This is a genomic window from Lonsdalea quercina subsp. quercina (assembly GCF_000688655.1).
GTDB classification, from domain to species: domain Bacteria; phylum Pseudomonadota; class Gammaproteobacteria; order Enterobacterales; family Enterobacteriaceae; genus Lonsdalea; species Lonsdalea quercina.
In genome coordinates this window covers 24,547-48,940 of sequence record NZ_JIBO01000004.1, presented here as the reverse complement: position 1 = coordinate 48,940, position 24,394 = coordinate 24,547, and the positions used below count along the sequence as shown (strand labels likewise).

21 protein-coding genes, 1 other RNA gene and 1 pseudogene are annotated in these 24,394 nt (G+C 55.6%); 12 read left to right on the top strand and 11 right to left on the bottom strand.

Features of this window, described 5'->3' with window-relative positions; genetic code table 11:
* Complete coding sequence (radA, locus tag RZ35_RS03110) at nt 1–1,386, top strand: DNA repair protein RadA (protein ID WP_026741989.1); 1,386 nt, start codon at nt 1–3, stop codon at nt 1,384–1,386.
* A gap of 74 nt (nt 1,387–1,460) precedes the next feature.
* Nucleotides 1,461–2,705 carry a multifunctional transcriptional regulator/nicotinamide-nucleotide adenylyltransferase/ribosylnicotinamide kinase NadR gene (gene nadR, locus RZ35_RS03105; RefSeq protein ID WP_026741988.1) on the top strand — a complete coding sequence of 415 codons (1,245 nt, stop codon included), beginning with the start codon at nt 1,461–1,463 and terminating at the stop codon, nt 2,703–2,705.
* Nucleotides 2,706–2,717: 12 nt separating this feature from the next.
* On the opposite strand, the gene RZ35_RS03100 is transcribed toward nadR, so the two are convergent.
* The 3 genes from RZ35_RS03100 to zapA all read right to left on the bottom strand — a co-directional run bounded on the left by RZ35_RS03100 (nt 2,718) and on the right by zapA (nt 3,972).
* The gene (locus tag RZ35_RS03100) at nt 2,718–3,335 is read right to left on the bottom strand and encodes a 5-formyltetrahydrofolate cyclo-ligase (protein WP_026741987.1); all 618 of its coding nucleotides are present in this window, start codon (nt 3,333–3,335) and stop codon (nt 2,718–2,720) included.
* Nucleotides 3,336–3,374: 39 nt separating this feature from the next.
* Nucleotides 3,375–3,557: non-coding RNA, 6S RNA (gene ssrS / locus RZ35_RS17095), on the bottom strand.
* 85 nt (nt 3,558–3,642) lie between these two features.
* On the bottom strand, nt 3,643–3,972 hold the full coding sequence (gene zapA, locus RZ35_RS03095) for a cell division protein ZapA (RefSeq protein ID WP_026741986.1): 330 nt from the start codon (nt 3,970–3,972) through the stop codon (nt 3,643–3,645).
* Between the two features lie 189 nt (nt 3,973–4,161).
* On the opposite strand from zapA, the gene RZ35_RS03090 reads away from it, so the two are divergent.
* The 9 genes from RZ35_RS03090 (at nt 4,162) to RZ35_RS03050 (ending at nt 14,897) form a co-directional block, all read left to right on the top strand.
* Nucleotides 4,162–4,743, top strand: a complete 582-nt coding sequence (locus RZ35_RS03090; protein WP_026741985.1) for a YecA/YgfB family protein — start codon at nt 4,162–4,164, stop codon at nt 4,741–4,743.
* Between the two features lie 57 nt (nt 4,744–4,800).
* Nucleotides 4,801–6,126 (top strand): Xaa-Pro aminopeptidase, encoded by a 1,326-nt coding sequence (gene pepP, locus RZ35_RS03085; protein WP_026741984.1) that lies wholly within the window; start codon nt 4,801–4,803, stop codon nt 6,124–6,126.
* Nucleotides 6,123–7,301: a 2-octaprenyl-6-methoxyphenyl hydroxylase gene (gene ubiH / locus RZ35_RS03080; protein ID WP_026741983.1), complete on the top strand. Its 1,179-nt coding sequence runs from the start codon at nt 6,123–6,125 to the stop codon at nt 7,299–7,301. The genes pepP and ubiH overlap by 4 nt, the downstream gene beginning before the upstream one ends.
* A 35-nt stretch (nt 7,302–7,336) precedes the next feature.
* Nucleotides 7,337–8,548, top strand: coding sequence for an FAD-dependent 2-octaprenylphenol hydroxylase (gene ubiI, locus RZ35_RS03075; protein ID WP_026741982.1), 1,212 nt, complete (start codon nt 7,337–7,339; stop codon nt 8,546–8,548).
* A gap of 563 nt (nt 8,549–9,111) precedes the next feature.
* The gene (locus tag RZ35_RS03070; RefSeq protein ID WP_026741981.1) at nt 9,112–9,639 is read left to right on the top strand and encodes a YagU family protein; all 528 of its coding nucleotides are present in this window, start codon (nt 9,112–9,114) and stop codon (nt 9,637–9,639) included.
* Between the two features lie 1,022 nt (nt 9,640–10,661).
* Nucleotides 10,662–11,297 carry a carbonic anhydrase gene (locus RZ35_RS03065; protein WP_026741980.1) on the top strand — a complete coding sequence of 212 codons (636 nt, stop codon included), beginning with the start codon at nt 10,662–10,664 and terminating at the stop codon, nt 11,295–11,297.
* Nucleotides 11,294–12,763, top strand: a complete 1,470-nt coding sequence (locus RZ35_RS03060; RefSeq protein ID WP_026741979.1) for a SulP family inorganic anion transporter — start codon at nt 11,294–11,296, stop codon at nt 12,761–12,763. Before RZ35_RS03065 ends, RZ35_RS03060 begins: the two co-directional genes overlap by 4 nt.
* Before the next feature lie 344 nt (nt 12,764–13,107).
* On the top strand, nt 13,108–14,298 hold the full coding sequence (locus tag RZ35_RS03055; RefSeq protein ID WP_026741978.1) for an MFS transporter: 1,191 nt from the start codon (nt 13,108–13,110) through the stop codon (nt 14,296–14,298).
* A 71-nt stretch (nt 14,299–14,369) separates the two neighbouring features.
* The gene (locus RZ35_RS03050) at nt 14,370–14,897 is read left to right on the top strand and encodes a chorismate mutase (RefSeq protein WP_026741977.1); all 528 of its coding nucleotides are present in this window, start codon (nt 14,370–14,372) and stop codon (nt 14,895–14,897) included.
* A 331-nt stretch (nt 14,898–15,228) separates the two neighbouring features.
* Here the strand turns inward: RZ35_RS03050 and uhpC are convergent, their stop codons facing one another.
* From uhpC to RZ35_RS03020, 7 genes and pseudogenes are all read right to left on the bottom strand, one after another.
* Nucleotides 15,229–16,560 (bottom strand): MFS transporter, encoded by a 1,332-nt coding sequence (gene uhpC / locus RZ35_RS03045; RefSeq protein WP_026741976.1) that lies wholly within the window; start codon nt 16,558–16,560, stop codon nt 15,229–15,231.
* Nucleotides 16,561–16,660: 100 nt separating this feature from the next.
* On the bottom strand, nt 16,661–18,193 hold the full coding sequence (uhpB, locus tag RZ35_RS03040) for a signal transduction histidine-protein kinase/phosphatase UhpB (protein ID WP_026741975.1): 1,533 nt from the start codon (nt 18,191–18,193) through the stop codon (nt 16,661–16,663).
* Entirely contained in the window at nt 18,193–18,783 is a 591-nt protein-coding gene (uhpA, locus tag RZ35_RS03035) for a transcriptional regulator UhpA (protein WP_026741974.1), read from the bottom strand. Before uhpA ends, uhpB begins: the two co-directional genes overlap by 1 nt.
* Nucleotides 18,784–19,088: 305 nt before the next feature.
* Entirely contained in the window at nt 19,089–19,349 is a 261-nt protein-coding gene (locus RZ35_RS17090; protein ID WP_071999746.1) for a PAAR domain-containing protein, read from the bottom strand.
* A gap of 5 nt (nt 19,350–19,354) precedes the next feature.
* Complete coding sequence (locus RZ35_RS03030; RefSeq protein WP_026741973.1) at nt 19,355–20,062, bottom strand: Imm52 family immunity protein; 708 nt, start codon at nt 20,060–20,062, stop codon at nt 19,355–19,357.
* 13 nt (nt 20,063–20,075) lie between these two features.
* Nucleotides 20,076–20,333 (bottom strand): annotated as a pseudogene (locus RZ35_RS17085) (Tox-REase-5 domain-containing protein); the annotation flags it as partial.
* A gap of 323 nt (nt 20,334–20,656) precedes the next feature.
* A complete protein-coding gene (locus tag RZ35_RS03020; protein ID WP_026741971.1) occupies nt 20,657–21,424 on the bottom strand; it encodes an HNH endonuclease in 768 nt (255 codons plus the stop codon).
* A gap of 150 nt (nt 21,425–21,574) precedes the next feature.
* On the opposite strand from RZ35_RS03020, the gene RZ35_RS03015 reads away from it, so the two are divergent.
* Nucleotides 21,575–22,687 (top strand): DUF1615 domain-containing protein, encoded by a 1,113-nt coding sequence (locus RZ35_RS03015; RefSeq protein ID WP_026741970.1) that lies wholly within the window; start codon nt 21,575–21,577, stop codon nt 22,685–22,687.
* A gap of 243 nt (nt 22,688–22,930) precedes the next feature.
* Here the strand turns inward: RZ35_RS03015 and RZ35_RS03010 are convergent, their stop codons facing one another.
* Nucleotides 22,931–24,304 (bottom strand): tetratricopeptide repeat protein, encoded by a 1,374-nt coding sequence (locus RZ35_RS03010; RefSeq protein WP_455709686.1) that lies wholly within the window; start codon nt 24,302–24,304, stop codon nt 22,931–22,933.
* Between the last annotated feature and the right edge of the window lie 90 nt (nt 24,305–24,394).

Here is a 24,394-nt window from a genome sequence, read left to right as displayed (position 1 = left end):
GTGGCAAAAGCCGCTAAACGCGCCTTCGTCTGCAACGAGNGCGGCGCTGATTATCCGCGCTGGCAGGGACAATGCAGCGCCTGTCAGGCCTGGAATACCATCACGGAGGTTCGTCTGGCGGCCGCTTCGTCGTCAGCGCGCAGCGACCGCTTCGCCAGTTATGCGGGCGACAGCGCCGGGGTCAGCCGGGTACAGAAACTCTCCGAAATCAGTCTTGAAGCGCTGCCGCGCTTCTCTACCGGCTTTCAGGAGTTCGACCGGGTGCTGGGCGGCGGCGTCGTGCCCGGCAGCGCCATTTTGATCGGCGGCAACCCCGGCGCGGGTAAAAGTACCCTGCTGTTGCAAACGCTGTGCAAACTGTCCGAACAGATGAAAACTCTGTACGTCACAGGCGAAGAGTCGTTGCAGCAGGTCGCGATGCGCGCGCACCGGCTCGGCCTTCCCGCACAGAATCTCAACATGCTGTCGGAAACCAGCATCGAGCAAATCTGCCTGATCGCCGAGCAGGAACAGCCGAAGCTGATGGTCATCGACTCCATTCAGGTGATGCATCTGTCCGATATCCAGTCCTCGCCGGGCAGCGTGTCTCAGGTGCGTGAAACCGCTGCCTACCTGACCCGTTTCGCGAAAACCCGCGGAGTGGCGATCGTGATGGTCGGCCACGTCACCAAAGACGGTTCGCTGGCGGGTCCCAAGGTGCTGGAGCACTGCATCGACTGTTCCGTACTGCTGGACGGCGACGCGGACTCCCGTTTCCGCACGCTGCGCAGCCATAAAAACCGTTTCGGCGCCGTCAATGAACTGGGCGTTTTCGCCATGACGGAACAGGGACTGCGTGAAATCAGCAACCCGTCCGCCATTTTCCTGAGCCGGGGCGATGAGATCACCTCCGGCAGCTCGGTGATGGTGGTATGGGAAGGCACCCGGCCGCTGCTGGTGGAGATTCAGGCGCTGGTCGATCATTCGATGATGGCGAATCCCCGCCGGGTCGCGGTCGGACTGGAGCAAAATCGTCTGGCGATCCTGCTGGCGGTTCTGCATCGCCACGGCGGCCTGCAAATGTCGGATCAAGACGTGTTCGTCAACGTCGTAGGCGGTGTGAAAGNGACGGAAACCAGCGCCGATCTGGCGCTGCTGCTATCGTTGGTCTCCAGCCTGCGCGATCGCCCGCTGCCGCAGGATCTGGTGGTCTTCGGCGAAGTCGGATTGGCCGGCGAGATCCGACCGGTGCCAAGCGGACAGGAGCGGATCACCGAAGCGGCCAAGCATGGCTTTAAGCGCGCGATCGTACCCTTTGCCAACATGCCCAAGAAGCCGCCGGCCAACATGCAGGTGTTCGGCGTCAAGAAGCTGGCGGACGCGCTGGCCATTCTGGACGATCTGTAACGGCAGATAGCTTTGGATTCTGACCCGGCCACTGTGGTATTTTGTTTAGTAAGCTAAACAAGGAGCGCCGGATCATGTCACCATTCGATTACCTCAAATCGGCTATCAGGCAACAGGGCTGTACCTTACAGCAGGTTGCCGACGCCACCGGGATGACGAAAGGCTACCTTAGCCAACTGCTGAACGCCAAAATCAAAAGCCCCAGCGCGCAGAAGCTGGAAGCGCTGCATCGATTCCTGGGGCTGGAGTTCCCCTACCACCAGAAAAGCATTGGGGTCGTGTTCGGTAAATTTTACCCACTGCATACCGGCCACATCTATCTCATCCAGCGCGCCTGCAGCCAGGTGGATGAACTGCATGTCATCATGGGATTTGACGAGGAAAGGGACCGCACCCTCTTCGAGCACAGCTCCATGTCGCAGCAGCCGACCGTCAGCGACCGCTTGCGCTGGCTACTGCAAACCTTTAAGTATCAGAAAAATATTCATATTCACGCCTTTAACGAAGAAGGCATGGAACCCTACCCGCACGGCTGGGACGTTTGGAGCCAGGGCATTAAAAATTTCATGGCGGAAAAAGGCATCGAACCCAACTTCGTCTACACCAGCGAAGAGCAGGATGCGCCACAGTACGCACCACATCTGGGGATTGACGCCGTGTTGGTCGACCCAAAGCGCTCGTTTATGAATATCAGCGGCTCGCAGATCCGCCAGAACCCGTTCCGTTACTGGGAATATATTCCTACGGAAGTGAAACCCTTCTTCGTGCGCACCGTCGCGATTCTGGGGGGCGAGTCCAGCGGAAAATCGACGCTGGTCAATAAGTTGTCCAATATCTTCAACACCACCAGCGCCTGGGAATACGGTCGTGACTACGTGTTTTCACATCTGGGCGGCGACGAAATGGCATTGCAATATTCCGATTACGACAAAATCGCGCTTGGACAGGCTAAGTACATTGATTTTTCAGTGAAATATGCCAATAAAGTGGCGTTTATCGATACCGATTTCATCACCACGCAGGCCTTTTGTAAAAAATATGAAGGGCGCGAGCACCCGTTCGTGCAGGCGCTGATTGAGGAGTACCGCTTCGATCTGGTGATTTTGCTGGAAAACAACACGCCATGGGTGGCGGACGGTCTGAGAAGCCTGGGCAGCACAGCGGACCGCTCGGAATTCCAAAACCTCCTGAAAGAGATGCTGGCGCAAAATAACGTCGACTATGTCTATGTCACCGAATCAGACTACGACAGTCGCTTTCTGCGCTGCGTGGAGCTGGTTCAGAACATGCTGGGACATGACGGTCGCAGCATAAACTAAACCAAGCACGCTTCACGCCGGCCACCGCCATTCACGGGACGGCGTGAGGATTTCCGGCAGCGGTACGTCCCAGTGGGCGGCCGGCACCCGCTCAACCTGCTGGCAATCATGAGCCAGACCCATCGGATAAGGCCCGCGCTCCTGCCAATGTTCCAGCGTACGATCGTAAAATCCGCCCCCCATCCCCAGTCGTTGTCCCCGGTCGTCAAACGCCACCAGCGGCGTAAACAGGATATCGAGCTGGTCAGTCGGCAGCACCTGACGCACGTCTAATCGGGGCTGCAAGATATTCAGCCGGTTGAGCGTCAGCTCCGTGTCACGTTCATAGCGCAGAAACAGCAGCTGACCGGCGCTGAACGGATGCAGAACCGGCAGGTAGACCTGTTTGCCCAGCCGCCAGAGCGCGACAATTAACGGAGCGGTATCCAGCTCGCCGTCAAATGAGAGATACGCCGCCACATGTCGGGCCTGCTGAATGCGAGGGTGAGCGATAATGCGTTGCGCCGCCTGTTGAGAAAAGCTCGCCTGCTGTTCGGCACTGAGCGCCCGGCGCCGTTGGCGTATACGCTGGCGGAGAGTTTGACGGTCAAGATCGGCGGAGAGATCGGCAGAAGAATCGGTCGTCTGCATATCGGTTATCAGCCTGTAGGAAAAGGATATAAAGAGGAAGGAATCTCCGAGATGCCGCCGCAGGCTGTAACCCTTGAACCCTTGGTTCAAGGTGAACGTCACGTCGCAGTTTTTAGGCTTCTCGGACGGACCGAGCATGCGCACCAACCACAAGCATAACATTCTGTTGGTTGTAAATATCGGCTCAGGGGACTGGCCCGCTGGCAAACATCTCAGAGAAATTTTATTCGTTACTCGCTGTTACCCTAACATGTCTAACAGCGTTTTGTTACCCGAAATCCACGACCTTTTTTACCAAAATGCGCGCTCATTCAAACTGGGCATCCTGATGGTCGGTGATACGGCCTTGCTCCAACAGCGCCTGTTCGATGGTCTGCTGCAGCATGCGAATTCGTTGTTCCATATTGGAGGCATAGTCACGGGTTTTTGTCCGTTCCTGCGCCAGCTCATGGCACACATTGAGCGCGGCGATAAAGACCAGTTGCTCTGTGTTTGTGACTCTAGTGCGAACTTTGAGATCTTGCAACCGCTGGTTAAGATCTTCCGCAGCCTGATTCAACGCATCCTGTTGTTCTGGCGGACAATTGACTCTTAACGAACGGCCAAAAATTTGAATATCTACCGGTTGTGCAGACATGCCACCTTCCTGCCCTTGTGTCGTTTCGCGCCCGCGCAGGTTTTACCTAGCGCTGCCTGGCAGCCCGTCCAGGTAAAAAAGCGGGCGCTACTATATATACCCCAAATAGAAGATACAAGCCCTTTCTGGTATAGCAACGGAGCTTGGTGGTAGCATAACACGAACTCCCCGCAACGACGATGAATGCGCATGTCTATAGAGAACAAACTCCCTGGCTATGAGGCCACTGAACAACTACTGCAACAGCACCAGGTCGCCCTGACGACGGCGGAAATGCACGGCCTAATCAGCGGTATGTTGTGCGGCGGCAATCATGACGACAGCTGGAAAACGCTGGTGTCGGAACTGACCAACGACGGTCTGTCTTTCCCCCAGGCGCTGGCGCAGCCGCTGCTGGAAATTTATCAGATCACCCGCGATACGCTGGAAGATGAAGGCTTCATGTTCCAGTTGTTCCTGCCGGACGATACGCAAGATAACGTGACCGTGTTCGAACGCGCCGACGGTCTGGCAGGCTGGGTCAACCACTTCCTACTCGGATTGGGCGTGGTGCAGCCGCGTTTGGATAAAACGCAGGGCGAATTGAAAGAAGCGATTGACGATCTGCGCAATATCGCTCAACTGGGCTATGACGAAGACGAAGATCAGGACCAGTTGGCCCAGTCGCTGGAAGAAGTCGTCGAATATGTGCGGGTTGCTGCCATAATGTGTCATAACGAGTTCACGCATCCGGTGGTAACCGCCCCCGAACAAAAGCCGACGCTGCACTAACGTTCGGCTATCCGCCTTACAGGTCAGCGCCCGGCGCTGACAATTCAGGAGCAGGTGATGAATCAACAAGAATATCTCCGTCGACGGCAGGCTCTGCTGGAAAAAATGGCGCCTGCCAGCGCCGCGATTATTTTTGCGGCCCCCGAAGCGCAACGTAATGCCGACAGCGACTACCCCTATCGGCAAAGCAGCGATTTCTGGTACTTCACCGGCTTCAATGAACCAGAAGCCGCGCTGTTGCTGATCAAGAGCGACGAAAATCATCATCACAGCGTCCTGTTCAACCGGGTACGCGATATCAACGCCGAGATCTGGTTCGGACGCCGTCTGGGACAAGATGCCGCACCCGCCAGACTGGGCGTGGATCGCGCGTTGCCGTTTGACGAAATGGGCGAACAGCTGCATCTGTTGCTGAACGGTCTGGACGTGGTTTACCACGCGCAGGGCCAGTACCGTTACGCCGACAAGCTGGTATTCAGCGCGCTGGAAACACTGCGCGAGGGCGCCCGTAGAGGCTATTCCGCTCCGTCGACGCTCACGGACTGGCGCCCATGGGTGCACGAAATGCGCCTGACCAAGTCACCGGTCGAAATCGACCTGATGCGACGCGCCGGAGAAATTACCGCGCTGGCTCATACCCGGGCAATGCAAACCTGCCGTCCCGGCCTGTATGAGTACCAGTTGGAAGGGGAAATTCACTACGAGTTCACCCGCCACGGCGCTCGCTACCCGTCTTACAACACGATTGTGGGCAGCGGTGAAAACGGCTGCATACTTCATTACACCGAGAACGAGAGCCAGATGCAGGATGGCGATTTGGTGCTGATCGACGCTGGCTGCGAGTATCAAGGATATGCCGGCGATATCACTCGAACCTTCCCGGTCAACGGAAAATTCACGGCGCCCCAGCGCGAGATTTACAACATCGTACTTGCCGCCGAAGAACGTGCCATCGAGCTGTACGGTCCTGGGCGCAGCATCCGCGAAGTGAATGAAGAAGTAGTCCTCATCATGCTGCAAGGGCTGCTGGACCTCGGTATTTTGCAAGGCGATATTGACGAACTTTACGCCGCAGAAGCGCATCGCGACTTCTATATGCACGGACTGAGCCACTGGCTGGGGCTGGACGTCCATGACGTCGGCGACTACGGGTCGGGCGATCGCGATCGCATCCTTGCGCCGGGCATGGTGCTGACGGTCGAACCGGGCCTTTATATCGCCCCGGACGCCGACGTTCCGCCGGAATACCGCGGCATCGGCATACGTATTGAAGACGACATCGTCATTACCGCCAGCGGCAACGAGGTGCTGACCGCAGGCGTGGTCAAAGATCCGGACGATATCGAAGCGCTGATGGCCGCCGCGGCGAGCAACGCTTCATGAGTATCCTGATCGTCGGCGGAGGCATGGCCGGCGCAACGCTGGCGCTCGCGATCTCCNCCCTGTCTCAGGGGAAGATCGCCGTCGATCTGATCGAATCCCGCGACCCGCAGGATCGCCAGCATCCCGGATTCGACGCTCGCGCCATTGCCCTATCGGAAGGCACCCGCCAGCAGTTGGAGACGATTGGTATCTGGCCTGCTCTGGCGGATGCCGCCACGCCGATCACCACTGTCCACGTCAGCGATCGCGGGCACGCGGGCTACGTCTATTTGCACGCCCGGGACTATCACGTTGATGCTTTAGGCCATGTCGTTGAGCTGCATGAAGCCGGCAAACGCCTGTTTTCACTTCTGGAGCACGCGCCGGGCGTACGGCTCCACTGCCCGGCAACGGTGGTCAACGTCGAACGCGACGCTGACGGCGCCACGCTGACGCTGGACAACGGCGACGCGTTACGCGGCCAGCTGCTGATCGCTGCCGACGGCTCCCACTCTCAGCTCGCCTTTGCGGCGGGGATACGCTGGCAAGAACATCCTTACGATCAGGTGGCGGTCATTGCCAACGTCGTCACCTCGGAACCTCACTGCGGACGCGCCTACGAACGCTTCACGCCGCATGGCCCGTTGGCGCTGTTGCCAATGAGTCAGGGGCGCAGCTCCCTGGTCTGGTGCCACCCGCAGGCGCATCAGGCCGAGGTGGATGGTTGGAACGACGACACGTTCCGGCGTCAGCTTCAGCTCGCCTTCGGTTGGCGACTGGGCGCAATAACGCACGTCGGTGAACGCCACAGCTATCCACTCGCGCTGCGCACCGCAGAGCGCCACATCAGCCACCGACTCGCGCTGGTCGGTAACGCGGCACAGACGCTCCATCCTATCGCCGGTCAGGGTTTCAACCTTGGGCTACGCGATGTGATGACGTTGGCGGAAACGCTGGTAGACGCCGTGTCTCGCGGAGAGGATCCCGGCAGCTATCCGGTGCTGGATCGCTACGAGCAACGGCGTCAGCCGGATCGCCAAACGACCGTCGCCATCACCGACGGACTGGTGCGGATCTTCGCCAACGCGTATCTCTCAATGGAAGTGGCGCGCAATCTGGGCTTAATGGCCATGAACAGTTTACCCGTGCTACGGGATAGTCTGGCCCGCAGAACGCTGGGCTGGGTGGAACGATAACCGTCGCCGACGGCAACAACAGGAATTCACGCTTTATGCAATCATTCGACGTGGTCATTGCCGGCGGAGGCATGGTCGGTCTGGCGCTCGCCTGCGGGCTGCAGGGCAGCGGGTTGAGTATCGCCGTGCTGGAAAAACAGCCGGTCAATGCGCCCTCTTCCCTGCGGGGACTGGCGCCGCGCGTTTCAGCGATCAACGCCGCCAGCGAACAGCTGTTGCGAAGGATCGGCGTGTGGCAAACCATCGCGGCCCAGCGCATCAGCCCCTATAACGCGATGTCGGTGTGGGATCGGGATAGCTTCGGAAGCATCAGCTTCAACGGCGAAGAAACCGGGTTTTCCCATCTTGGCCACATCATTGAGAACGACGTTATCCAACAGTCGCTGTGGCAACATGCGGAACGCGCGCGCGACATCACCCTCATCGCCCCCGCCGCCTTAAAACAGGTAGCGTGGGGCGAAAACGAAGCCTTTATCACGCTCGAAGACGGCAACATGCTGACGGCAAGGCTGGTCGTGGGCGCGGATGGCGCGCACTCATGGCTGCGGCAGCATGCCGATATTCCGCTGACCTTCTGGGATTACGGCCATCATGCATTGGTCGCCAATATCCGCACCCAACGCCCGCATGAGTCCGTGGCGCGTCAGGTGTTTCACGGCGACGGCATGCTGGCGTTCTTGCCGCTCAGCGATCCGCATCTCTGCTCCATTGTCTGGTCTCTGCCGCCGGAACGCGCGCAGAGCCTGTTAGAAGCCCCCGCGGCGACGTTCAATTCGCAGCTGGCCGCCGAGTTTGATATGCGATTGGGATTGTGCGAACTGGAGAGCGTGCGACAGAGTTTTCCTCTGACAGCCCGCTACGCACGCAGCTTTGCCGCGCACCGCCTGGTGTTGATGGGCGATGCGGCGCACACCATTCATCCGCTGGCGGGTCAGGGCGTGAATCTGGGCTTTATGGACGTCGCCGAGCTGATTGCCGAGCTGAAACGCCTACAGACTCAGGGTAAAGACATCGGCCATTATCTTTATCTGCGTCGTTACGAACGTCGTCGCAAACATAGCGCTGCGGTGATGCTCGCCAGTATGCAAGGCTTCCGCGATCTGTTCGCCGGTTCGCATCCGGTTAAAAAAGTGCTGCGCGACGTGGGGCTGAAGCTGGCGGATACCCTGCCCGGCATCAAACCCNCGCTGGTGCGCCAGGCAATGGGTTTCCATGACATGCCCGAGTGGCTGGAGGAGCAACGCTAACCCGCCGCCTCATCAACGGGAGCGTCCTCGGCGCTCCTGATAACTTTCCCTCTCGCAATTTATCCTCCAGCCGACGCTAAGCGCCTCAGTACACCTTTTCGTCGCGAGTCCTTGCTACCTCACGTTGAACGACTGAGAACCAATAAATTATTTATCTGAGAAGCATTCGAAGATAAACGCAGGATAAATATACTGCACAATAAAACGACGAACTTTTCTGACATCATGTTAAAAGTGATATCGTTTATTTCTCATTACCGAAATAAGATAAAAGTGCTATTTACATGATATTTATGACTTAAAATATTCGTCTATAAAATAATAGTGGCTCTATTTCTCAAGTGCTGCATTGCACTAACCCTCTTGCGCCCTTTTATTAGCATTTCCGCTACACTATTCAGGCGTGACGGTAAGCAGATCATGTCGACACCTTTCATAGGTAGGTATATGATTACAACCACATATAATCACAGATCTTCAGTTTCTGCCGGATATTACCAGCGGGGGGATCTGCCGTTTCCGTTCCCTGTTTTTTGCGTCGTTATTAAGGAGAAAATAACATGCTGCAAGCGCGCACTATTAAAGAGAAAGTATTACTGGCTATATTGGTCGGTATTATTGCAGGCATTATTTGTGCCATTACAAAATTCGGTTGGGAAATTCCTTTTCCGCCCCGAACGCCCGCACGCGATCTCACTAACCCGCCTCAAGAATTGCTGCAACAACTGGGCATGTCTTTTCAGCTTTCTCATATTAGCTACATGTTCAACGGCAACCCGCGCCCGATCATGAGCTTCATTATGCACTTCGGTTTCTCCATCACCTTCACCGTGCTGTACTGCATCGCTGCCGAATTCTGCACCAAAATTAAACTGTGGCAGGGCGCATTTTACGGCCTGGTACTGTGGGTGGTTTTCCACGTCGTGCTGCTGCCGCTGTTCGGTACCGTGCCTGCGCCGTGGGATCAACCGTTCGCTGAACACTTCTCCGAACTGTTTGGTCATATGTTCTGCTTCTGGGTGGCCGAGCTTGCCCGCCGCGACCTGCGCAACCGTATGACTCACCTGCCAGACGCCGGCGAAACGCGCTAATTCGCCGTTAAAAACCCGCACGATTCTGCCGCTGCCTGCNCTGGGTAGCGGCATTTTTTTACCTCGCCCCTTTCAACGTCTTCCTTTCGACCTTCATACGCTGTGTTAAAGCCGCCGCTATTCTATGGCCGATGACCATTGGCCTTGGCCGGCTTGACTCACGCAAAGCGACCACAGCAGCACGTTCGATATCGCTAACGCTCAAACTTATTGAAAAAAATTGACGCTAATTTACATAAAAAGGGCCACCGACTGCATGACGGTCCCCAATAATTACCCTATCGTCGAAAAAACCGCGGTCAGAAGCGCTCCATTTTGTCGATTTCCGCTGTTCGGCCGCTGAATATCCGTCATTATGTATTTTGATTTTCATGATATTTTTATTTCATTTTTATTACACAAAACCCAACTTATTGTCAGGGTATTTTCCGTGTCTTATTAAACTGGCAAAACTGCGGGACATTGCTATAGATATATTAATACCGAATGCATTTTTCCGTCATGGGGAAAAACGGGACTCGTCCTCTAGCCATTAAAAAATGGAGCAAATTTAAAAAATAATTGAGATATCAGGATTCGCAGACTCGACAGGGAGTTGACATCTCGATGTAATAATAAAAACAATAAAAATCAATCAATTAAAATAAAATNAATCCATAAAAACGGTCTCCACACCCTACATCGGCGTATACAGCCCTTTTCCGCACACAGCAATAGAATAATGACAATATCATTCACCTTAATTAAGTAAATTAATAGCCACTGTCTGAGGCACAACGCTACGTTACGTTATAGCCGTTAAGGTAATTAATCTGATTTATGTTTTTTCAACTGGTGAATAATTCTTTTTTTCTTACAATCACAACACGTTATTTATTTTCACCCGTGCCGCCCCCTGAGTTCAGACGATATTCATAATCAGTCATTTAACCCATTTTTTTTGGATCGCTATTATCGGGGAAAGTGAAAGTGNGTCCACAAGCTCAACTGATCTTCAATTTTTTTCACAGGAGAGACCTATTTTGACGACTTTAAAACCGTTACTCGCCAAAAATCGCAGTTGGGCGCTGCAACGCCGCCAACGACACCCGCATTACTTCAAGCAGCATGTCTCTGTCCAGAAGCCACACTCGCTGTGGATCGGCTGCTCAGACAGCCGCGTTCCCGCCGAAGTGCTGACGGGTTCCAGTCCCGGAGAGCTGTTTGTTCATCGCAACATTGCCAATATGGTGAGTCATGAAGACGACAACTTCATGAGCGTGCTGCAATATGCCCTGGAGTACCTTCGCGTTTCGCGCATCGTGTTGTGCGGCCACTACTGCTGCGGCGGCGTGCAGGCCGCCATCGAACTACCGACGATGGCGCTGGATCAGGAGAATTCAGCGTTGTCTCGACGGATTACGTCGCTGCGCTCGACGCTGCTCCCCCATCTGTCCTTTCATCAGCGTCAGGACAGCGAGGAAACGCCGGATGAACAAAGAAACCGGCTGGTCGAAGCCAACGTTCGTGAACAGTTCACCCGGCTGGTCCATGCTCCCCCGGTTATCAAAGCCTGGGAGGACGGTATGGAACTGAGCGTGTTCGGCTGCGTCTACGACCTGCATAACGGTCATCTGAAGGAGTTGATTCATCAAAGCAACAGGGAGGGCGCCGCATGAACCTCTCAACGCTTCGCCAAGATATTCCCGCCGGGATTGTCGTCTTTCTCGTCGCATTGCCGCTCTGTCTGGGGATTGCGCAGGCCAGCGGGTTGTCTCCGTTTGTCGGCCTGGTCACCGGCGTCATCGGCGGTCTGGTGGTGACGCTGCTAAGCCCGTCGCGCTATGCCGTTAGCGGCCCGGCCGCGGGACTGGTCACGATTGTCTCCGGAGCCATTGAATCGCTGGGGTCTTTTGCCGCTCTGCTGTTCGCCATCATGCTGTCGGGCGTACTGCAATACCTGATGGGCATGGCCCGTGTCGGTCGTTTCATTTCGGTGGTGCCCGGCAGCGTGATCCGCGGCATGCTAGCCGCCATCGGACTCCTGTTGATCATGCAACAGATCCCATTGGCGCTGGGGTTAGCCGATTCGAAACAGATCAGTTCCCTATGGCGCGGTCTCGGTTCGCTGCCATCCTTCAGCGCGCCCTTTGTCGCTATCTCGGGACTGCTGCTGCTTTGGTGCTGGGACCATCCCGCCATCAAACGGCATAAAATCTTGAGCTGGTTCCCCGGACCGCTGGTTGCCGTTCTCTTTGGCGGGCTGTGCGCGCTTTTTGGAGATCGCATCATCCCCGATTTCGCCGACACGCTGCCGCGCATTCAGCTACCGGAATTCGATAACCTTGGTCAGTTGGCTGCTGAAGTCATCCGCCCCGACTGGCAGGTCTGGAACAATCCCGCCGTTTATATCGTCGCCGTCACGCTGGCACTGGTCGCCAGTCTGGAAACGCTGCTCAGTCAGGAAGCTCTGAAGAAAATCAAGCCGCAGACACCGCCGCCATCGCCGGATAAAGAGCTGCGCGCTCAGGGCGTCGGAAACTTGCTGAGCGGATTTGTCGGCGGCCTTCCCATTACGGCCGTGATCGTACGCAGCTCCGTCAACGTGAACGCCGGCGGTCGCAGTAAAATCTCCATTTTGCTGCACGCCGTCCTGCTGTTGCTGAGCGTGCGTTATATGAGTCAGCTGCTGAACATCATTCCTCTGGCCAGCCTGGCGGCAGTATTGCTGTATACCGGATACAAGCTGGCGGCACCCGCCCTATTTGTTTCTCAGTGGAAAAATGGCTGGCAGCAATTTGCCCCGTTCATCATCACCATCACCGGTATTATCGTATTCGGTATGTTGGCGGGGATTGGGTTGGGGATAGCGTCTCAACTCGCCATTAGCAGCTATAAAAGCCATCGCAATGCGCTGCAACTCACGCGCTACGGCAACCATTTCGTGCTGCGCTTCCAGAAGAACCTGACGTTCGTGCACAATCCGCACCTACAGTCGTTGCTCAACAAGATCCCCGCTCACAGCGTGGTCATCGTCGAGCATGACAATGCAGACTACATTGATGCGGATGTCAAAAACATGCTGCTAGAGTTTCGAGAGGAGGCAACGCAGCGCGGCATTCGTCTGGCGCAGTGGCCGCTGTAATACGATACGGTTTTATGCCGTGCCACGTCTATCCCGCCTAACATTCTAAAACCCGGGCCAATGTGACGGCCCGGTATCCGCCTACTCACCGCCGCTTTAAACCCAACAGCAGAGCTAAATAGAGCAAAAACAATAAGTCCGCAAATTATTCCCAAACAAATTGACAACGAGAGGGGAAAAATAGATTAGGGTTTACTTTATGTCGACCACATCATTATATTGGTGCGACATAGGCTTTAGGCTTATTTATCATTGCGCTTCGGCACGGATTCCCCCACGGGTGTTTTAATAAAAATTTTTTAATTTAAAAAACGTCCGTAATATTATTCAGGATGAAGTAATAAATGAATCCTATTCCACTTTTTTTTGTTAATTTAGCCTTTATTGCAGACGGTCTGATGGTGTTTTTGATCCCCATCCTGGTCTACGCGGAAACCCAAAGTCTGACCTATTCGGGGCTGGCCTACGCATTGTGGTGGTTGCCCCGGATCATATTGACCCCGTTACTGGGAACAGGCATCGACCGCTGGGGCGTGCGAACGCTTTCCATTGCCTCAGATTCAGTCAAAGCGCTGTCTTGCCTGCTGCTGTGTCTGGTGCTTCACTTTACGCGAGACCCTCTGGTCCTGTCCCTTTGCGCTGGCCTGTTCGGCACCGTCGTGTCTGCGGGCAATACGCAAACAACATTGGCTATTGAGAAACTGATCGCCGCTTATAGCCAGGATGTGAATAAAGACGCCAACCTGCTGACCCGTGCGGATTTAACAGGCTTTATTGTGGGTCCGTTGATGGGCATCCTATTTTACGACTCGGGCTACATGACGATTTTATTCATTGCGGCCACCGGTTATTTAATCAATGCCTATTATTTTCTGACGACTCAGCATCTCACTCTCGACACAAAATCCGCCAGTTTTACTCCGCCCGGTTTAATTTCCTCATGGGGCCTATTAAAAAGCCCGCTTATTATTTTTATGATACTTCTGGCGGCGGGAAATAATTTCTTTGCTGGATTAATTGCCTCAAGCGGTCCGGCTATTATCGAAACCAATATGGCGTTGCCCATCGAATATTTCGGGCTGATTCAGATTTTTGCCGGGGCCGCCGGCATGTTCACAACGTTCATTTATAGCGCAGGGAGGCAACGTTTCGGGAAAGAGGCGCAGCTGGCGTTCGGTATTCTTATTATCATGCTGTCGTCGCTTGCGCTTTCCCATGCAATGGACAGGTTGATACCGTTCCTGATCTTTTATTCCCTGTGCATTGCAGGAAAAGTTTTCACCGATAACGTCATGCGAACGCTGCGTATCACTCTGCTCCCATCCCGACAACTGGCTGGCGCCTCTTCGCTGATCGTGATGCTAAACCAGTCTATCCTGCCGTTCATGTGGCTGTTTCTGTTTATCGCCGAACATTATCACCTGCCGCTTCAGCGTTTTATGTATATCGCCGTGGCAATCTCTCTGTTTTCGGGGTTGGGGATCGTGCTGGGAATGCGTAAAATACAGCAACATGCACACCTCTCGTCATCATAGACCGAATAGCGCCACCGAGTTCTCGTGACGAGGGTATGGACCTCACCAGATAAACCTAGCAAGGAGCCGCCATGTTACGGAAAACGATGCTTCTCACCCTCGTCATTTGTTGCAACGCCATCGCTGCGGAGACATCGCCGGTCGCCAACCTCATCAATCAACGCCTCAGTTACATGAAGGACGTCGCTGCCGATAAGATGGCGCATCAGCGACCGATTGAAGAGTCGAACCAAGAGCACAGCGTCCTTGAAATCAGCCTGCGTCAGGCGGAAAAATCTGGCCTGGACTGCGCCTCTACCGCCCCTTTCGTACAGGCGCAGATGGACGCGGCCAAAGCGGTGCAGTACCGCTATCGCGCGGACTGGCTCTCCTCTCCCGAGCTGAACTACCAACCTCTTCCACTGGAAACGGTACGCGCGCGTTTAACCGACATCAACATGCAGTTGCTGCAACAAATTGCCGTCATTTTGCAGCGGGAAGGTAATCTGCATCGGTTGTCCTATGCCCAGTTCGCGCAGTCCCTCACGGATAAAAAACTGAGCGTCGGCGATAAAAAACGCCTCTACACCACCCTACAGCAAATCCACCTGCATCACTGACGGTCAGGCGCGTGGCAACACATCGGCGCGCTATTTCCCCTCTCTTCGTCACTCTGTCGCGTAGCGATCACACGCCCAGAACGCGAAACCAGCGGGACCGCCCGCTGATATTCCCCCAGACAACAAAACAGCGCCCCCGCAGAAGAAAATGGGGCGGGAAACCGCTTTGCCATTTCTCTACGGGGGCGCTGCATCACGCGCTGACGCTATGCCGTCGGCGACGTTCTATAACCTCGGCAAGATCAAACGAGGACGTCCGATCATCGCCGCCCGCCGGGACGACGTCGACCTCGATCAGAGGCCGCCCGGCAGGCTTCGGCAGTCGCTCGGATCAGACCGCTTTTTTCACGTTATCCTGATTCTGCGCNCGCAGGAACGGCAGCAGGAACAGTGCGGACAGGCAAGCCGCGATGGAGATCACGACGAAGAAACCCGACCAGTGCCATTTTTCCATTACCTGCGCAACCGGATAACCGGACAACGCCGCGCCCAAATAGGCGAACAGGCCGACAAAACCGGTCGCCGCACCGGCAGCATCTTTATGAGAGCACTCAGCCGCCGCCATACCGATCAGCATCTGCGGACCAAAGATGAAGAAGCCGATGGAGAAGAAGCAGCCCGCCTGCAGCACATAGCTGATGCCCGGCATCAGCCACAGCGCGGCCACGGACAGGAAGATGCCGATGGCGAAGATCAGGTTCATCGGCCCCCGGTTGCCGCGGAACAGTCTGTCGGAACCCCAGCCCGCAACCAGTGAACCGATAAATCCGCCCACTTCAAACAGCGACAGCGCCGAGTTAGCCGTCAACAGGGAGTAGCCTTTCTCCTGAGTCAGGTAAAGGTTACCCCAGTCATTCAAGGCCGTACGGACGATATACACCAGCACGTAGGACACGGCCAACAACCAGATGTACTTGTTGGTGAGCACGTAGCGTTTGACGATCTGACGGTTGGTGAGACCCTGTCCTTCGGACTCCTGCACCAGCTCCATCTCGTCATTACGCCATTTCCCGACGCTGGGCAGGCCCATCGTGTTCGGTTTGTCACGCAACCGCCAGCACACAAGCAGACCCAGCACAATCCCGATGATACCGGGGATGATCATGCCGTAACGCCAGCTGAAATGCAGGGAAATAAAGCCCACCAACAGGGGGATCAACGCGCCACCGAAATTGTGAGAGGTGTTCCAGATAGCCCACCAGCTTCCACGCTCAGAGCGGGAGTACCAACTGGTCAGGATTTTGGAGCACGGCGGCCATCCCCAGCCCTGGAAGAAGGCATTGACCATCCATAGCGCACCGAACACCAGCAGCGAGGAGCTGAGTCCGAATACGATGTTGATAATCCCGGTCATAATCAGGCCAATCCCCATGAAATAGCGCGGATTGGAACGATCGCTCATCATACCGGAGATGAATTTGGAACAGCCGTAAGTGATATAAAACAGCGTGCCCAGGATACCGATGTCCGACATGCTCAGGCCGAGATCCGCCACCATGGCTGGCATGATGAAGGTGAAGCTCTTGCGTGTGAAATAGAAAGCGGCGTAGCCGACGTACATAACCCACATCAATTGGATGCGCCAATATTTGTAGGCCGCATCGATCTGGGCGCTGTCCTGCACCTGAGGGGCGTCAGGACGGCTTTTTAAAATGAACCACATGAAAACCTCGTTATACTGCTGTAGCGTTAGTGGCGCTTATGGTGCCTCGCGCGCGCCCAATCCGACCAAGCCAATGGCGCATTAAAACTAAGACTTTTTCCTAGTTTTGAGTGTTTTTTCCGAAAATTGCGGGGAGGATCACAACCAGACGCGTTCCACCTTCATTACGCAGGGCGCATTCGCCGCCGATGGCGCGCACACGATCCTGAATCCCGCGTAGCCCATAGCCCGGTTTGACGCTCTCCACATCCACGCCCCGCCCGTTGTCCTGAATACTGACGCAGTACTGCCCGGCCGCATTGCGCTGGCCGCAGACGCTAATGTGCGACGCATCCGCATGACGGCATGCGTTGGTCACACCTTCCTGACACAGCCGGTAGAGAATGATCTTCAGCGTATCGTCCAGATGCGCATCCGGAATTTGCCAGTCCAGCGACGTCGTTATCCCCTGATCGGGCGGCACCAGATCGCGCAGCAACGCCGCCAGCGCCCCCGACAGGGGAAGCGCACTTAGCGCCGCGGGCCACAACTGTGCCAGCAGATCGTGAATGCCGTCGTACACCCGCAGGGCGTAGGACTCGATCGCCGATGCGCTGGAGAGCACCCGAGGCTCCTGCGTCAATTTGCTGATGATGCCCGAGTGGGTCCGGATCACGGTGATTGTCTGCCCAACTTCGTCATGCAGCTCGCGGGCAATCTTGCGGCGGGTGTCCTCTTCCGCCGTCACCAGCGAACGAGCCAGCTGTCGGTTCTCCTCCAGCCGGAGCGCCAGCTGATGATTCAGATGGCGCTGACGTTCGATACCCGCGCCCAGCAGCATCCCGGTCAGGCTTTGCGCCAGCAGCGACAACAGCAGGTCGCGGTGGGGTCCCATGCCGTGAGGTTCGGACGCAATCAGCACCACGCCGTTAAGCAGCGTCGCCAGCAGCGCGCCCTGCCAGCCATAGCGGTAAGACATGAAAACAATGGGGATCGCCAAACAAAATGGCGCAAAGCGCCGCAGTTCGACGTCGTCCGCCTGGCGTTGCAGCCAGACGCTAAAGGCGAACAGCACCAGATATCCGCCCAGATGGTGCAACCGCATATTTAGCGGCTGGTGAATCAACCCCGGCTCCAGCGGCGCCCAACGCTGCCGGGACAAATATTGCCAGATCAACAGGCAGGTCGGCGCGACCGNCAGTCCGCCGCTCAGCCCCAGCAGCAGCGGTTGTACGGGGGCGACGCCCGTGACCAGCGACCAGATCGCCGCCTGCAACGACGCCGCCAGTACGACGACGGCCCCCTGCTGCAAAGGCCACTGCCACTCGGCTTCGCTTTGCAAGGATCGCTGCAGCCACCCGGCCGTCAGATGCAATAGCACCAGACACGACGGCAGAGCACACAATAGCGCCCCGAGTTCGGCGCTGGTGCCAAACTGCTGATACAGCATCCACAGCATGACGGCTTCCGCGCACAAGATCCCGTTCCAGCACCAGCGCGGCGTTTGCAACAGCACGCCGACCCGCAGCCCGAACGGAAACAACATCACGGCCTCGAGCGGATTAGCGACCAGCGCGGTGCCGATCCCCCACAGGCAAAACCAGGCGGCGGCATACAGGAAGAAAATAGATAGGGCAAACACGACCCGCTGCATCAGTACCCCAGCATGCGGTGCGCCAGCTCGACGTTATTGCTCACGCCCAGTTTGGCGAACAGATTGGCGCGATGGACATGTACGGTTTTCGGGGAGAGNCCCAGCTGCAACGCGACCTCGCGCACGTCGTGTCCCTGCGCCAGCAGCATGGCGNCTTCGCCTTCGCGCCGCGTCAGCGGATCGACCTGCGAACGCGTCAACTGACGGGCGATCTCCGGCATCAGATAGACACCGCCCTGCCCCACCGTGCGCACCGCCGTCACCAGATCTTCCGGATGACAACGCTTGGACAGGAATCCGCGCGCACCACGCTCCAGCGCCAGTTCTACCATGGCCGGGTTGTCGTGCATCGACAGCATAATCACCGCCAGCCCGTAGGGCAGGTCGGCCAACAGATCCAGCCCGTTTTCGTCGGGCATGGAGATATCGCAAATACAGATGTGTGCTTGTAGCCCCGGCAATCCTTTGCGCGCTTCGGCGGCCGAGCTGAACTCGCCCACGACGTCGATATCCTCTTCCAGCGCCAACAGCTGCACAAATCCTGAACGCACGATGTAGTGGTCATCAATGAAGACTACACGGTAAGTCATATCAGGCTCCGGGGAATGAACGGTAAGGCGGGGATTATACATAATGCCCGGCGCAGGCCACAGTCCCCGACTTCGGCACTGATCTTACCCCCGAGAACAGTGCGTCTGACAACTCATCTCGCGGGTCAGCCCGTTGGCGATATCGTAGTCGTAGTGTAGTGGGTACAGCGCCAGCTCATCCTTTTGCCTTTGTCTTGAAAAGCGATCAATTCAATCCACTTAGAGGCTGAGAAGATGATAACAGCACTCTATTTCAAGAGGCTCCTATGTCATACCCTAAATATCCCATCCCAATATATGAACGGCTATACGTTAATAGTGCTTTGCGAGGCTATCAGTTCGGCACCGCAGGCCGTTTTCATCCCTTCGGTGGCAAGGTCTTTTCCTTGATATTTGACGGTCCCCGAAGATGGCAATATGGGGTAAATTCCTAAGCATAGCGGACAACTGACCTTATCATTAACGCAAGCGACAGCCGTCCCGGAAATTGTCAATGGAGATGGTCCCGCAATCACCGTCCCACCATGCGTAGTGGTATCGTTAAGCAATATGACAGGTTTAGGCATCGTCTCTATCCTTTAAAAATAGTACGATACGTGGGAAGAATTTCATGCTCGACAAGTGCTATTTCCAGCGCATTAGCTATTTTAATATCTTCTTTATTTTCACCATCAAAGAGGCCTCGTTTGCTAATGAACAGCGATCCTATTGGCATACCATCGTTATTAACCGCCACCATATGCTCATCCAAATTTAATGTATTTTTATCAAATATTTCATCGATATAAAACATCCAACCAACCGGAAGGCGGTCGGGAAATGTTTGGGATTGATTGAAACCATAATCATTAGTTTCGATAGTAACGATATGGGGAGTAAGATCTCTAATTAATGCACTTAGATATTTCACCACTAACTCAAAATTCGGTTCTATATTTGGTGAGCGTACTGTTATTTGGTATGAAATATTGTTGTAGCTTTCGCAAATGTAGTTAGATGCAGTGATAATATCATCGAAATTATTCCAAATAGTCTCCGTGATACTAGGTAAAGACTTTATCTTCTTATCCAGAAGCGATAAAGCTTCATCTGCCATCTTATTTTCATGAAAAATTTTTTTCTTCAGCGCCTCCGCTTTACTTTTACCCGTCAAAAACCACTCAACTGCCCCTCCTCGCAAATAACTGGTTATGTTTGATAAATACAGAAACCGTTCAAGGAGATTTTCGATAGCGATCGTATCTTCTTTTTTATATATAGTCAGCTTTAGTTCTTCCACGTTATTTCCTCCTTCAGGGGGTATAATTTATTGTCAGATCAAAATAAATTAAAAATCTTTTTTGGAAATGGCCAGCGCTTACTGGCTCCATAAAATGCCAATGGCACTTAGGGATTCTCATACAAATATCAATAACATTTTGTTGCCGCTTAGCCTGTTCTTCTATTTCATTTTGACCGCTAAACCATGCAAAAGGTCTATTTTCTTTGTTGAAAAATTGATCATAATGTCCTTTGGTTTCCAAAAATAAACACTGCTCTGGTTTCCAGCCATCAAACTTAACTTTTTTTCACTATTAAGCAAAAAAATATCCCTGAATGCATATTCAGTTATTTTTTTTGCCATCATTGTTTTTTATTATTGATGACGCTTGTTCAATTTTTATTTGATTTTAACTGTCCGAAATGGAACCGATCCGGGCAATAAAAATAATATGGCCTGAATTAAATTTACCTGCAAAATCTGCTGCTTTTCCTATAAGCGATAAAAATCAAGAAGGGCCATATTAATGAGATTCTAGAATTAATCCTTTTATTTAAAGTGGATTGATTAAAAATGCGAGTCCGGCCTTCGCGCCGTCACCCGCCCTCGTGCCTATCCCCTGGCCTGAAAGATATGCTGTCGATGGTAGGCCATTTGCGCCATGTCCGGCGGAAACTCGCTGGGGAGGCGGAGCGGGCGCCCCTCATACTGCGCGAAGTAGATCTCGCTGACCGGGCTTTTCAGCTTTTTGATTCTGGGGGAAAGCTGCAACTCTAATGCCTCGTTAAAGGTGATCAGCCCGGTATCGAAGGCTTTGTCGTGCAGATTGGACAGGCACAGGCCGTTGCTAGGATTCAGCCGGTGCTCCTCCGCCGTTTTCCACGGCCGAATATGGCTGGCGACCAGCAGCATCGGTTCGTCCAGACCGGTGACGCAACAGCGTTCGCCGTAGGCGCCCAGCACACGCTTGCGAAACAGCTGTTGGCCGATACGCGTTTTCACCGGCGTCCAACGTTCCCCGCCCCGGAAATCCTCCGCCGCTTCCTGCGCCTGTGGCGTAATCGCCGGCAATGCAATGCGTGCCATCGCCTGCTCACACTGCTGTTCGAAGCGCGCCGGATCGGCGTTCATTTCCTGCCACATCGCCCGGTCAGCATTGGACGCGCCGCGCAGGCCGATACGCCCGGAGGCGATAATAAACGGATCGAGACTCGCCAGATTGACCAGCTTCATCGCCAACGCCGAAGGGGTGCGATTCAGCAGTGTGGCATAGTGGATGATGTCAGGATTGCGCGAATGCAGCTTGCCGAACGGCAATTGACTATACAGTGTGAAGGCGACCAGCAGTTGGTCTCGGGTCCAGGGTTGGGCAGCAGCCATCGGCGTTCCGTCAGGTCGTGAAAGTATCAAGTTACGCGTAACGCCAACTATGCCAGGTCAAACGAGAAAAAGCATGCGTCGCCGCGCTGGATCATCATCGTGCGCTGCGCTAACGTCATGTCAGCCCTTTACCTGTCGACCCGAGATAACATGCCGAATCTGCACCGTTTTTCATTTCGCTCCCCGCTGCACGCGCTGGGCCTGCTCGCCGTACTGGCGCTGGCCGGCTGCGCCGATAAAGTCGCCCAAACGCCTGCGCCGCGCCCGGCGGATGTCCGCGCGCAACTGCTGACGCTGCTGCCTGCCAACGTTAGCGATCGACAAGGCTGGGCGGAAGATATCGCCGCCGCCTTTACCGCACAGCAGCTCGACCCCAGCCCGGAAAATCTCTGTTCCGTCCTCGCCGTCACCGAGCAGGAGTCAACATTCAAAGCCGACCCGCAGGTGCCCGGTTTATCAAAAATCGCCTGGCAGGAGATTAATCGCCGCGCCGAACCGCTGCACATTCCTTTGTTTCTGGTACGTACGGCGTTGTCGATCACCTCGCCCAACGGCAAAACCTATAGCGAACGCTTAGATAAGGTACGCAGCGAGAAAGAGTTGAGCGCGATCTTTGACGACTTCATCGAGATGGTGCCGATGGGACAGCAACTGTTCGGCCGCCTGAACCCAGTGCGCACCGGCGGCCCGATGCAGGTCAGCATCGCGTTCGCCGAAGCCCACGCCAAAGGCTACCCCTATCCCATCGACGGCACCGTGCGTCGGGAAGTCTTCAGCCGTCGCGGCGGCATGTACTTCGGCATCATGCATCTGCTGGGCTATCCGGCCAGCTATACCCAGTCGATTTACCGTTTCGCCGACTTTAACGCGGGCTGGTACGCCAGCCGTAACGCGGCATTTCAACAGGCCGTCAGTCGCCTGAGCGGCATTGCTCTGGCGCGGGACGGCGATCTGATCAACTACGGTTCAAACCAGGCGGGCGCAACCGAACTCGCGGTACGCTCCCTCGGCAAACGGCTCAAACTAAGCGACAGCGCGATCCGTCGGGATCTGGAGAAAGGCGATACGGCGGCTTTCGAAAAAACCGACCTGTACCAGAAGGTCTATGCGCTGGCGGACCGCTCGGCGGGCGGAAAATCGCCNCGCGAGATGCTGCCGGGCATTTCGCTGGAAAGCCCCAAAATCACCCGCAAGCTGACCACGGCGTGGTTCGCCAAACGGGTGGATGAGCGACGCCGGCAGTGTCTTCGTCGGGTGAAATGAGTCGGGAAACAGAAACAGTGAACGTAGCCGGAGCCAAGAGACGGCATCGCNCCCATCGCCATGGGGTCATCCAACCCGGCGATGGGCGCGATCGGGGAGATCCGCGCGAAAACTCAGTCAGCTATCGAGAAGCGACATCGCCGTCCGCCTTCGACTGCCTTCACCTACGCTCAGGCTGATGGAAAATGCCCCAGCCCTCTGCTTGCCGGGGCCTGACGCGACGTCAAGTGTTGGCGGGGAAGGTTACTGGCTGTCCCGCTCGCTGGCCATACCTTTGCCGGAGGACCAGNGCATCGCCAGCTTCTGCGCCGCCTTCACCTCATCCGGCTGCATGCCCTCTTCAAGCGCGTTACGGGCATTGATGGCGTTCACCATACCTTCGGTGGCCGCCAGCGAGAACCAGGCGTAAGCATGAATGCGGTTGCGCGGCACGCCCAGCCCTTCCTGACGCATCGTGCCCATACGATACTGGGCCATGCGGTTATTGGCGGAAGATGCCTGACGATACTGTTTAACGGCCTCAGCGTAGTCCTCCTTGCCGCCCAGCCCCAAACGCAGCATCTCGCCATAGGCGAGCTGCGCCAGAACATCGCCTTGCGCGGCCGCTTTACCGAACTCGATCCGAGCGTGAACCAGATCGCCCGTTTGCTGATAATAAAGACCCAGCTCGTACTGCGCTTTGAGAAAACTTTTCGCCGAGGCGGTCTGCAAGTACGCCACCTTCTCGTCTGCGGTCTGTGACAAAAGACCGAGCTGGTAGTTGGCTTCCGCCGAACCGCCCGCCGCCGCCTTTTTCAGCAGCGTCTCGCCCTGAGGTTTATCAAGCGGTAGTTTGTCGCCGGTCAAATACGCCATTCCCAGCCACAGCTGCGCCTGTGGTTCGCCGCCCTCCGACGCCTTGCGATACCATTCGATAGACTCCGGAGCTTGCGTGTGTTGCGCCATCCAATACTGCGCCTGCGGCTGGCCTGCCAACGCCGCTTTATAGTACCCGCGCTCGGCCATGTCGCTACGCTGCGTGACGCCCAGCCCTTTCTCATAACGCAGCGCCAGCTGATACTGCGCATCCCGGTTGCCCTGTTCGGCCGAGCGTTCAAACCAACGGATCGCCTCTTTGGCGGAGTCCGCATGCGCCGCGTACCACTCCGCCATTGCAAGCTGAGCGCCCGCATGACGCTTCCCGGCGGCCGCTTCGAACGCGTCCATGCACTCCGGCGCCAACGTGTTTTGATGACGTAATTTGCACTGCATCCCCAGGCGGTAATTGGCCTCGCTATTGCCGAAATACGCCGATTTATGCCACCAGCGTTCAGCTAACGGGACATTTTTCGGTTCGCCCAGCCCTTCCTGATACCAGTCGGCGACCTGTAGCGCCGCGGTGCCGCGCAGGTCGCTGCTCGCGCTCAGTCTCCCCCCTTGCTCCGCCGCCTTCTGCATCCAGCGCATCGCGGCCGGATAGTCCGGTTTGGCGGCCAGTCGTCTCGCCAGCTGATATTGCGCCGTCCCGTTGCCCTCGGAGGCGACGCGCGTCAGGTCTTGCTCGGACAGCGACGACACAGGGGTGCCGCACGCCGTAAGACACCCGGCTGTCAGGAGTAGAACCGCTGTTTTACGCATCATCATTTCATCTTTACCGTCAATAGATCGCCGCGTCTCTTGCATCCGCCACGCGGTTCGCAGGCGACGCGGCCTCGATACCTGTGGGCC

What these genes read in the sequence shown, in the direction of transcription:
- pepP (WP_026741984.1), top strand. Translation starts at nt 4,801, where the DNA reads ATGAATCAACAAGAATATCTCCGTCGACGGCAGGCTCTGCTGGAAAAA.
- zapA (WP_026741986.1), bottom strand. Translation starts at nt 3,972, where the DNA reads ATGTCTGCACAACCGGTAGATATTCAAATTTTTGGCCGTTCGTTAAGA.
- RZ35_RS17090 (WP_071999746.1), bottom strand. Translation starts at nt 19,349, where the DNA reads ATGCCTAAACCTGTCATATTGCTTAACGATACCACTACGCATGGTGGG.
- RZ35_RS03060 (WP_026741979.1), top strand. Translation starts at nt 11,294, where the DNA reads ATGAACCTCTCAACGCTTCGCCAAGATATTCCCGCCGGGATTGTCGTC.
- RZ35_RS03050 (WP_026741977.1), top strand. Translation starts at nt 14,370, where the DNA reads ATGTTACGGAAAACGATGCTTCTCACCCTCGTCATTTGTTGCAACGCC.
- nadR (WP_026741988.1), top strand. Translation starts at nt 1,461, where the DNA reads ATGTCACCATTCGATTACCTCAAATCGGCTATCAGGCAACAGGGCTGT.
- RZ35_RS03100 (WP_026741987.1), bottom strand. Translation starts at nt 3,335, where the DNA reads ATGCAGACGACCGATTCTTCTGCCGATCTCTCCGCCGATCTTGACCGT.
- RZ35_RS03090 (WP_026741985.1), top strand. Translation starts at nt 4,162, where the DNA reads ATGTCTATAGAGAACAAACTCCCTGGCTATGAGGCCACTGAACAACTA.
- RZ35_RS03020 (WP_026741971.1), bottom strand. Translation starts at nt 21,424, where the DNA reads ATGGCTGCTGCCCAACCCTGGACCCGAGACCAACTGCTGGTCGCCTTC.
- RZ35_RS03055 (WP_026741978.1), top strand. Translation starts at nt 13,108, where the DNA reads ATGAATCCTATTCCACTTTTTTTTGTTAATTTAGCCTTTATTGCAGAC.